At 55.7% G+C, this 9,661-nt stretch carries 11 protein-coding genes; 2 read left to right on the top strand and 9 right to left on the bottom strand.

The window, feature by feature from the left end:
• Positions 1 to 49: 49 nt before the first annotated feature.
• The 5 genes from thiL to nrdR all read right to left on the bottom strand — a co-directional run bounded on the left by thiL (position 50) and on the right by nrdR (position 3,655).
• Complete coding sequence (gene thiL, locus ENTMO_RS0105835; RefSeq protein WP_010428077.1) at positions 50 to 1,021, bottom strand: thiamine-phosphate kinase; 972 nt, start codon at positions 1,019 to 1,021, stop codon at positions 50 to 52.
• A gap of 77 nt (positions 1,022 to 1,098) precedes the next feature.
• Positions 1,099 to 1,518: a transcription antitermination factor NusB gene (nusB, locus tag ENTMO_RS0105830; RefSeq protein ID WP_006809908.1), complete on the bottom strand. Its 420-nt coding sequence runs from the start codon at positions 1,516 to 1,518 to the stop codon at positions 1,099 to 1,101.
• A 21-nt stretch (positions 1,519 to 1,539) separates the two neighbouring features.
• Positions 1,540 to 2,010, bottom strand: a complete 471-nt coding sequence (gene ribH / locus ENTMO_RS0105825; protein WP_006176874.1) for a 6,7-dimethyl-8-ribityllumazine synthase — start codon at positions 2,008 to 2,010, stop codon at positions 1,540 to 1,542.
• Positions 2,011 to 2,097: 87 nt separating this feature from the next.
• Positions 2,098 to 3,201, bottom strand: coding sequence for a bifunctional diaminohydroxyphosphoribosylaminopyrimidine deaminase/5-amino-6-(5-phosphoribosylamino)uracil reductase RibD (gene ribD / locus ENTMO_RS0105820; protein WP_010428073.1), 1,104 nt, complete (start codon positions 3,199 to 3,201; stop codon positions 2,098 to 2,100).
• A 4-nt stretch (positions 3,202 to 3,205) separates the two neighbouring features.
• Entirely contained in the window at positions 3,206 to 3,655 is a 450-nt protein-coding gene (nrdR, locus tag ENTMO_RS0105815) for a transcriptional regulator NrdR (RefSeq protein WP_006176872.1), read from the bottom strand.
• A 152-nt stretch (positions 3,656 to 3,807) separates the two neighbouring features.
• Here nrdR and ENTMO_RS0105810 point away from each other — a divergent pair, with 152 nt between their 5' ends.
• Positions 3,808 to 4,347 (top strand): SadB/YajI family lipoprotein, encoded by a 540-nt coding sequence (locus ENTMO_RS0105810; protein ID WP_010428067.1) that lies wholly within the window; start codon positions 3,808 to 3,810, stop codon positions 4,345 to 4,347.
• Between the two features lie 268 nt (positions 4,348 to 4,615).
• A complete protein-coding gene (locus ENTMO_RS0105805) occupies positions 4,616 to 5,500 on the top strand; it encodes a nucleoside-specific channel-forming protein Tsx (RefSeq protein WP_010428066.1) in 885 nt (294 codons plus the stop codon).
• A gap of 118 nt (positions 5,501 to 5,618) precedes the next feature.
• Here ENTMO_RS0105805 and ENTMO_RS0105800 read toward each other — a convergent pair whose 3' ends face one another.
• The 4 genes from ENTMO_RS0105800 to secD all read right to left on the bottom strand — a co-directional run bounded on the left by ENTMO_RS0105800 (position 5,619) and on the right by secD (position 9,650).
• Positions 5,619 to 6,299 carry a helix-turn-helix transcriptional regulator gene (locus ENTMO_RS0105800; RefSeq protein ID WP_010428064.1) on the bottom strand — a complete coding sequence of 227 codons (681 nt, stop codon included), beginning with the start codon at positions 6,297 to 6,299 and terminating at the stop codon, positions 5,619 to 5,621.
• Positions 6,300 to 6,313: 14 nt separating this feature from the next.
• The gene (locus ENTMO_RS0105795; RefSeq protein WP_010428062.1) at positions 6,314 to 6,679 is read right to left on the bottom strand and encodes a VOC family protein; all 366 of its coding nucleotides are present in this window, start codon (positions 6,677 to 6,679) and stop codon (positions 6,314 to 6,316) included.
• A 141-nt stretch (positions 6,680 to 6,820) separates the two neighbouring features.
• A complete protein-coding gene (gene secF, locus ENTMO_RS0105790) occupies positions 6,821 to 7,792 on the bottom strand; it encodes a protein translocase subunit SecF (protein ID WP_010428060.1) in 972 nt (323 codons plus the stop codon).
• A gap of 10 nt (positions 7,793 to 7,802) precedes the next feature.
• Positions 7,803 to 9,650 (bottom strand): protein translocase subunit SecD, encoded by a 1,848-nt coding sequence (gene secD / locus ENTMO_RS0105785; protein ID WP_010428058.1) that lies wholly within the window; start codon positions 9,648 to 9,650, stop codon positions 7,803 to 7,805.
• Positions 9,651 to 9,661 lie beyond the last annotated feature (11 nt).

Here is a 9,661-nt window from a genome sequence, read left to right as displayed (position 1 = left end):
TGTAGGCCGGGTAAGCGCAGCGCCACCCGGTAATACAGAGCGCACAAACTTACGCGAAGTGATCGTACCCTTTCCAGTCGAGCGTCACCGGCGCACCTTCACGGACAAACTTCAGCCCTTCGCTCTCCGGCATAATCTGCCCGATGCAGGTAAATTTCGCGCCGAGGTGCGCTAACGCCACGTCCAGCGTTCCGCGGTTCAGCTCCGGTACGGTGAAGCACAGCTCGTAGTCTTCACCCCCGGAAAGCGCCCAGCGCAGCGCCTGCTCAGGTTCGACATGGCGAAGCAGTTGCTCCGACAGCGGGAACAGATCCAGGTCAACGCGTGCGCCCACGCCGCTGGCCTTCAGGATATGCCCGAGATCGGAGATCAGCCCGTCAGAGAGATCGATAGCCGAGCTTGCCCGCTCGCGCAGCGCCTGGCCGTGCAGAATACGCGGCGTTGGCCGCAGATGGCGCTTCACCAGATACGCCGCATCATCAGCATCTCCAACCGTTAAACGGTTCTGAAGGACCGCCAGCCCTGCCGCGCTGTCACCCGGCGTACCGGTCACGTAGATCCAGTCGCCTGGTTTTGCGCCCGAGCGCTTCAGCGCGCGGCCGAGCGGCACATAGCCGTGGATCGCCAGCGTCATCGACAGCGGCCCGGCAGTGGTATCACCGCCAATCAACTGCATATCGTAATAATTCAGCTGTTCAAACAGCGTGTCGCTAAACGCTTCCAGCCAGGCTTCATCGACCTCTGGCAACGTCAGAGCCAGCGTCAGCCAGGCAGGATCGGCACCCATCGCCGCCAGATCGCTAACGTTCACCGCCAGCGCTTTATACGCCAGATCGGCAGGATCGATATCGGGCAGGAAATGACGCCCGCACACCAGGGTGTCGGTGCTGATTGCCAGCGTCTGTTTTTCGGGAATATTGAGAAGTGCACAGTCATCGCCAATGCCGGTTTCAACATCAAGACGAGAGGTTCTGACACGGTCGAAATAACGGGCAATCAGGGAGAATTCGCCGCATGCCATACGTTATGCCTCAGCAAATAAAAGAAAAAACCGGAGCCGCACTGCCCGTCAGGCAATGCAGAACTCCGGTTTGCGGATCACTTTTTGTGGGGACGGATCGCAGGTGCTGCTTTATCAAGTACGCCATTTACAAACTTGTGGCTGTCTTCAGCGCCGAAGGTTTTCGCCAGTTCGATCGCTTCGTTGATGGCCACTTTGTACGGCACATCATCACGTTTAGACAGCTCAAACAGCGCGATACGCAACACTGCTTTTTCCACCTGGCCCAGCTCTTCGAGCAGGCGAGACAGGTATGGCTTCATCAGGCCATCGAGATACGCGCTATTAGTCGCCACTCCCGACAGCAGTTCACGGAAGTACAGAACGTCAACATCTTTCACGTCCTGTTCTGACAGGAACTGGTATTCAACATCAGCGATGTCGTTCTGGGACAACTGCCAGGAGTAAAGCGCCTGAACGGCACATTCACGGGCGCGGCGACGAGCAGCAGGTTTCACGGAATTCCCCTTACAAAAAAATCAGGCCTTGATGGCTTTCAATACATTGATCATTTCAAGCGCGGTCAGTGCAGCTTCTGCACCTTTGTTACCGGCTTTGGTGCCAGCACGTTCGATGGCTTGTTCAATACTTTCGGTAGTCAGCACGCCGAATGCGACAGGAATTTCAGCATCCTGTGCAACGTGAGCCAGACCATTGCTTGCACCGCCCGCAACGTATTCGAAGTGCGCAGTGCCGCCACGAATAACAGTACCCAGCGCAATCACCGCGTCGTATTTACCGGTTTTCGCCAGCGCGCCCGCCGCCAGTGGCAGTTCGTAAGCACCTGGAACCCAAACAACGGTAATGTTGTCATCTTTAACCTGGCCGATACGTTTCAGGGCGTCAATCGCACCTTCCAGCAGGCTGTCGTTGATGAAGTTGTTGAAACGCGCAATGGTGATGGCGACGCGAGCGTCCGGGGTAGCTACAGCAGCTTCAATAATGTTCATACTCTTCCTTTACGGGTTCATTTGGCCCCGCAGGGGGGCGGATTTTATCATAATACTTTGCGCACTGCTTCCCTATTTCGGGAGCAATTACGCTGTCGTTAAATGGAGGCAGACATCCGGACCCACCGGACGAATCTCGCTGAATCTGAGTTGTGGTGCGTCGGCCAGTTTTTCAAGGCCAGGCAGCACAAACAGGCCGCGCGCGTCGTGCCCTAACAGTTTAGGCGCAACGTAGACAATCAATTCATCCACCAGCCCAGCCTGTAAGAGCGCACCGGCGAGCGTAGGCCCGGCTTCGACCCAGATGCTGTTGACCTGCTGCTTGCCGAGCAACATCATCAGCACGACTAAATCCAGATGCCCGTTATGCTCCGGCACCATGATGCTGCGCACGCCTTCCGCCCATTCACGCGTATCTTCCTTCGTGCGGGCAATCCAGGTTTCACCCGGCTGCTGCACGATGCGGTGATCCGGCGTCACGCGGTTCTGGCTATCAATAATAATGCGCAGCGGCTGACGCAGGTTCTCCTGCGGGTAAAGCGCCTGGGTATCGGCACTCAGTTCGTCCCAGCGCACGGTCATGGCCGGATCGTCAGCCAAAACGGTTTCACTGCTGGTGAGGATAGCATGGCTTTGCGCACGCAGACGTTGCACATCGCGCCTTGCCTGCGGCGAGGTGATCCACTGGCTCTCGCCGTTTGCCATCGCCGTACGACCGTCCAGCGAGGCGCCCAGCTTGAGCTGAATGTACGGGAACCCGGTACGCATACGCTTCAGGAAGCCTTTGTTAATCGCTTCCGCGTCCTGCATCATCAGCCCATGGCTGACGTCAATGCCTTCCTGCTGAAGTCGATACAGACCGCGTCCAGCCACCTGCGGATTCGGATCCTGCATTGATGCAACAACGCGCGACACACCCGCTGCAATCAGCGCCTCACAGCACGGCGGCGTACGCCCGTGATGGCTGCAGGGCTCCAGCGTAACGTAGGCCGTGGCACCGCGCGCCTTCTCGCCCGCCATGCGCAAGGCATGCACCTCGGCGTGGGGCTCGCCCGCACGAAGGTGATAGCCTTCGCCCACGATCTCGCCCTCTTTGACAATAACGCACCCCACGTTCGGGTTCGGATGGGTAGTAAAACGACCACGCTGCGCCAGCTTCATGGCTCGTGCCATGTACATCTCGTCCTGCATGGGCTTAATCCTGTAGGCGGGCGATCTCTTCGCCGAACTCTTTGATATCTTCGAAACTGCGGTAGACAGAGGCGAAGCGGATATAGGCGACTTTATCGAGCTTTTTCAGCTGTTCCATCACCAGGTTACCGATCATTTTGCTCGGCACCTCGCGCTCACCTAAGCCACGAAGATGAGACTTGATGTGGTTTAACGCCATTTCGACATCGTCTGCGCTGACGGGCCGTTTTTCGAGGGCTTTCAGCATTCCGCTGCGCAGCTTTTCTTCATTGAACGGCTCGCGCACGTCGTTACTTTTCACCACGCGCGGCATTACCAGCTCTGCAACTTCAAAGGTCGTGAAACGCTCGTTGCACACCAGACACTGTCGGCGACGGCGTACGGAAGACCCTTCGCCCACCAGGCGAGAGTCGATGACTTTGGTATCCACAGCGGAGCAGAATGGGCAATGCATACGGTATCCCTGTAATCCGATTAACTGATTTTCATTTTACCCTGATCTGGCCTGACAACAAAGGAAGAGCTTTTTGAGACAAAGGATCTATGTCAGACACAATGAAGCTGGCTACCATATAGGCGATCCGTTATTTCAAGGAAATAAACGCAATGACAAGACGTTACCTGAGAATTCTGCTGGTGGGGAGCCTCTTTACCCTTAGCGCCTGTGCACAGCAAACTGAAGTCCGCGAAATGAAACAAAGCGTGAACACGCTCAATGCGGCCATGGACAAGCTGAACAAAGAGACCGTGAAAATCACCCAGCAAAATGCGCTGAATGCGAAGTCCAGCAGCGGCGTTTATCTGCTGCCGGGTGCCAACACGCCTGCCCGCCTGAACAGCCAGATTGGCACGTTAAAGATGTCTCTGGTGAATGTTGCAGCGAATGCCGATGGTACTCGCGCAACATTACGCATTCAGGGTGAATCCAACGATCCGCTTCCCGCGTTCAGCGGCACCGTAGAGTGGGGCCAGATTCAGGGCACCACGGAAAGCTACCAGGAAGTGAACGTGAAGAACCAGCTCTTCACCGCCCCCGCCAGCACGCTGGCCCCGAGCGATGTTGATATCCCGCTACAGCTGAGTGGGCTCACCCCAGAACAGCTGGGCTTTATCCGCATTCACGACATTCAACCCGCCGCGCAATAACCTCCTCTTTTAGCGGAGTGAAATGTCACTCCGCTAACATTTACATTTCGTATGGATTGGCAACATAAATGTTTGCCGTTACAATCCCGGCCGTTTAAAGTACGCAAACGTGAACGCAATCGATTACGCATGTGAGAGATATGTGAAACAACACATATTTTTGTGAGCAAGGATTCCTATAATAGGCTCCGCAGAAACACGAAATATTTTGATACGCAAATCGCGCATTTTTCACTCCCGGAAGGGAATTTCAATCAGTGGCATGATTATGAAAAAAACATTACTCGCAGCCGGTGCTGTACTGGCACTCTCCTCCTCTTTCACTGTTAACGCAGCGGAAAACGATAAACCACAATACCTCTCCGACTGGTGGCACCAGAGCGTTAACGTGGTTGGCAGCTACCACACCCGTTTCGGACCTCAGATCCGTAACGATACCTACCTGGAATACGAAGCGTTCGCCAAGAAAGACTGGTTTGATTTCTATGGTTATATGGATGCACCGGTCTTCTTCGGTGGTAACACCGACGCGAAAGGTATCTGGAACCACGGTTCCCCGCTGTTCATGGAGATCGAACCACGCTTCTCTATTGATAAGCTGACTGGCACCAGCCTGGCGTTTGGTCCGTTCAAAGAGTGGTACTTCGCAAACAACTATATCTACGACATGGGCCGTAACAAGTCCGGTCGTCAGAGCACCTGGTACATGGGTCTGGGTACGGACATCGATACCGGTCTGCCAATGAGCCTGTCCATGAACGTGTACGCGAAGTACCAGTGGCAGAACTACGGCGCCGCGAACGAAAACGAGTGGGACGGCTACCGTTTCAAAGTGAAATACTTTGTGCCAATCACCCAGCTGTGGGGCGGCAACCTGAGCTACATCGGCTTCACCAACTTTGACTGGGGCTCAGACCTGGGCGACAACGACTTCCGCGATCTGAACGGTAAGAAAGCGCGCACCAACGACTCCATCGCTTCCAGCCACATCCTGGCGCTGAACTACGATCACTGGCACTACTCTGTTGTTGCGCGTTACTGGCATAACGGTGGTCAGTGGAACGACGACGCGAGCCTGAACTTCGGTAACGGCGATTTCAGCGTCCGTTCTACCGGTTGGGGTGGTTACCTGGTTGTAGGTTATAACTTCTAACCTGTGCGAGATTGTGCGGGCTGGTGCCCTCACCCCTTCCCTCTCCCGTGGGAGAGGGCGCAAACACAAAAAACGGCAACGATGTTGCCGTTTTGCTTTTACCTCGCCACCTGGCTTTTTACTGCTTCACCTTCCGCAAAAAATCCGCCAATGACCTGTCAGCACTCTCGCTAAACCGCCTCTCCGTCTGCACAATATTGAGGCATCGGTCGAGCCGGAAACAGCGGTAGTCATCGCGCCGCTCGCACCACGCAGCCAACAGCCAGTGCTCCCCCCAGAAGAACACCCCAAGCGGCTGCACCTCACGCCAGGTTAACTGCCCGGCCTCATCACGGTAATGCAGCGCCAGCACGCGCTGCGCAGATATCGCCTGATGAATCACATCAAATCCGCTGCGGGAATGGGGCTGAAGCGCAATATCCGGCGCATATATACGCGTCTGCTCCGCCTTGCGTCGGCTCTCCTCGGGCAGGATCGCCAGCACCTTCTCCTGAGCCGACTCCAGCTCGCGCGACAACGACTCTCCGCCCCAGGTTTTCAGCAGACGGATTGCCACCATCAGCGCCTCGGACTCTTTATTGGTCAGCATCAGCGGCGGCAGGTCAAAGCCCGACAGAAGCCGGTATCCGCTTCCCGCCTCGCCCTCTACCGGCACGCCAGAGAGAGACAGGTCGCGGATATCGCGATAAACAGTGCGCTCGGAGACGCCGAGCCTCTCCGCCAGATGCGCTGCCGTTGTCAGACGCCTGCCCCGCAGGATCTGCACAATCTGAAACAAACGGTCAGCGCGTCGGGTCATCGTCTCTTTTGCTCTCAGGCCGGTTGATGAAGGCCGACGCGATTACCTTCGCTGTCGGTGAACAAGGCAATGGTGCCAATGCCTCGCGGCAATTCCAGCGGACCAAAGACGCACGCACCGCCCGCAGAGGCAATGCGATCGAGCGTGGCCGCCAGATTGTCAGTATGCAGATAAATAATAGCGCCCTGCTGCGACGGCGTAATGCCGTCAAATTTCGCCAGCGCCCCGCCGGTTGCCGGGTCTTCATGCGGGAAAATCGCCAGCTCTGCCACGTCCATTTTCTCGCGCTTCAGCGTAACCTGCATTACCGGTTCATAAAATTTGATGGCGCGATCCATATCGGCGACCGGAATTTCAAACCAGTTAATCACACTTTTCATACTTCCTCCTGCCTGTTGTTGGGTTCAGAAGAAGTCTACGACAGGGCTCCTGACAGCATACTGTCAGGAGTGTTTGTCAGGAGCAGATAAAAAAAATCCCGGCCAACAGACCGGGATTTCGATAACGCCTAAGACACTGTCTTACGGCAGAATTGACGGCTGATCCGCCCCTTCTTTTTCGACTTTCTGCTGGAGCAGGTGCTCGCGCTTCATGCCGAGTTTCAGTGCCAGTGCGGACGCGACGTAGATAGACGACGCCGTACCGATAGACACACCGATCAGCATGGTCAGCGAGAAGCCTTCCAGCACCGGACCACCGAAGAGATACAGCATCAGGATAACCATTAAGGTCGTTCCGGATGTGATCAAGGTACGGTGCAGCGTCTGGGTCAACGACACGTTGAAGATTTCGTACGGCGTACCGCGACGGATCTTACGGAAGTTTTCACGGATACGGTCAGATACCACGATACTGTCGTTCAGTGAGTAACCGATAACGGACATCAGGGATGCCACAATCGTCAGGTCAATCTCAATATGGAACAGAGACAGTACGCCCATGGTGATGGCCACGTCGTGCGCCAGCGCGATAACCACACCTGCAGCCAGTCGCCACTCGAAGCGGAAGCCAACGTAGATCAGGATGGAAATCAGCGCCACCATCAGCGCCATCGCGCCGGTTTGCGCCAGGTCCGCACCCACGCTCGGGCCAACGAACTCAATACGCTTCACCGCCGCATTCTGGCTGGTCGATTCGTTGATAACCTTCAGAACCTTGCTACCCAGCTCCTGGCTGCCGTTGGCGTCGTGTACCGGAGGCATACGCACCATGATGTCGCGGCTGCTGCCGAAGTTCTGCAGCAGCGGCTCTTCAAAGCCCGCTTTCTGCAGCGATTCGCGCATCTGGTCCATATCGACCGGTTTTTCCAGGGAGATCTCGATGACCGTACCACCGGTAAAGTCGAGACCCCAGTTAAAGCCTTTCACGCCCATAATGACGATGGACAGAATCAGCAGAAAACCTGAAATGCCGAAGGCCCAGTAGTCCCAGCGCATAAAGTCCCAGACTTTACGGCCGTGGTTCAATTGTTCAACAGTATATTCCTGTGCCACAACGCACTCCTCAGATAGACAGCTTTTTGACGCGCTTGCCGCCGTACAGCAGGTTCACGATGGCACGGGTGCCGACAATAGCGGTAAACATCGACGTTGCAACACCGATACCGGTTGTAATTGCAAAGCCTTTGATCGCGCCAGTACCCACTGCATACAGGATAAGAACCTTAATCAGTGTTGTTACGTTCGCATCGAAGATGGAGCTGAACGCCCCTTTATAGCCTTCTTCAATCGCCTGTTGCACAGAGCGACCGTTACTCAGCTCTTCTTTAATACGCTCGTTTATCAGTACGTTGGCGTCGACCGCCACCGCAAGGGTAAGAACGATACCCGCAATACCCGGCATGGTCAGCGTTGCCCCTGGGAGCAGAGACATAATACCGATAATCAGCACCAGGTTCGCCAGCAGCGCGCTTGTCGCAATCAGACCAAACTTCTTGTAGAAGAAGAGCATGAAGATGATGGAAACCACCAGACCGGCCAGAGATGCTTCCAGACCCTGCTTGATGTTCTGCATGCCCAGGGTTGGACCAATGGTACGTTCTTCAACAATCTGAATTGGCGCAATCAGCGCACCGGCACGCAGCAGCAGTGACAGTTGGCGAGCTTCGTTCGGGTTGTTGATACCGGTGATACGGAAGCTGTTACCCAGGCGAGACTGGATGTTGGCGATGTTAATCACCTCTTCCTCTTTCACCAGCACGGCACGACCGTTGGCGTCTTTCTTACCGCTGTCTTTGTACTCCACGAACAGGGTCGCCATCGGTTTACCGATGTTGTCCTTGGTGAAGTTAGACATGATGTTACCACCCGCGCTATCCAGCGAGATGTTAACCTGCGGCTGGTTGTATTCATCCTGGCTGGAAGTGGAGTCGGTGATGTGGTCACCGGTCAGTATCACGCGTTTGTACAGCACAACCGGCTGACCTTCGCGGGTCTGTTTCACTTCGGAGTCGCCTGGGATACGGCCAGAGGCGGCAGCAGACTGATCGACGTTGGAGTTAACCAGGCGGAATTCCAGGGTTGCAGTTGCACCCAGAATCTCTTTCGCACGCGCGGTATCCTGGATACCCGGCAGTTCCACCACGATACGGTCAGCACCCTGAGGCTGTACCAGCGGCTCGGCCACGCCCGGTTGGTTTACACGGTTACGCAGAATGTTGATGTTCTGCTGAACGGCATATTCACGCGCTTCGCTCAGACGCGCATCCGTCATCACTGCACGCAGCTGGTTGCTGCCCTGAGAGGTGATGACCAGATCGCGGTGACGTTGAGACAGGGAAGTTACAGCCTGGTCGCGCGCCGCGCTGTCGCGGAACGTGATGCTCATACCGTAGTTATCTTCTTTACGCACGGTAGTGTACGCAATGCCTTTCTCACGCAGATCGCTGCGCAGGCTGTCGATGTTCTGTTCCTGCAGCTTGCCAAGCGCGGTATCCATATCCACTTCCATCAGGAAGTGAACGCCGCCACGCAGGTCAAGACCGAGTTTCATTGGCTCTGCGTTCAGCGCAGCCAGCCAACGCGGGGTTGCAGGAGCAAGGTTAAGCGCCACGACATACTTATCACCCAGCACGCCCATCAGCGCTTCACGGGCGCGGAGCTGCGTGTCGGTGGTGTCGAAGCGAGCAAGAATTGCGCCCTCTTCCAGTGCCACAGACTTAGCGGTAATTTTTTCTTCTTGTAACGTTTTCTGGACCTGGATCAGCGTTTGCTCACTGGCGGCGACACCGCGCGCGCCAGTGATTTGAACGGCCGGATCCTCACCATACAGGTTGGGAAGCGCGTACAGCAGGCCGACGATAATCACGACGACCAGCATGATGTACTTCCACAAAGGATAACGGTTTAACACGGCAGTTCCCT

This window comes from Enterobacter mori LMG 25706, assembly GCF_000211415.1.
GTDB classification, from domain to species: Bacteria; Pseudomonadota; Gammaproteobacteria; order Enterobacterales; family Enterobacteriaceae; genus Enterobacter; species Enterobacter mori.
The sequence above is the reverse complement of the archived record's forward strand: the minus strand, read 5'-3'. Positions and strand labels throughout refer to the sequence as shown.

Bases quoted from the DNA above. Each gene is read 5' to 3' on its own strand.
- thiL (WP_010428077.1), bottom strand. From the start codon at position 1,021: ATGGCATGCGGCGAATTCTCCCTGATTGCCCGTTATTTCGACCGTGTC.
- ribH (WP_006176874.1), bottom strand. From the start codon at position 2,010: ATGAACATTATTGAAGCTGCTGTAGCTACCCCGGACGCTCGCGTCGCC.
- ribD (WP_010428073.1), bottom strand. From the start codon at position 3,201: ATGCAGGACGAGATGTACATGGCACGAGCCATGAAGCTGGCGCAGCGT.
- nrdR (WP_006176872.1), bottom strand. From the start codon at position 3,655: ATGCATTGCCCATTCTGCTCCGCTGTGGATACCAAAGTCATCGACTCT.
- ENTMO_RS0105810 (WP_010428067.1), top strand. From the start codon at position 3,808: ATGACAAGACGTTACCTGAGAATTCTGCTGGTGGGGAGCCTCTTTACC.
- ENTMO_RS0105805 (WP_010428066.1), top strand. From the start codon at position 4,616: ATGAAAAAAACATTACTCGCAGCCGGTGCTGTACTGGCACTCTCCTCC.
- ENTMO_RS0105800 (WP_010428064.1), bottom strand. From the start codon at position 6,299: ATGACCCGACGCGCTGACCGTTTGTTTCAGATTGTGCAGATCCTGCGG.
- ENTMO_RS0105795 (WP_010428062.1), bottom strand. From the start codon at position 6,679: ATGAAAAGTGTGATTAACTGGTTTGAAATTCCGGTCGCCGATATGGAT.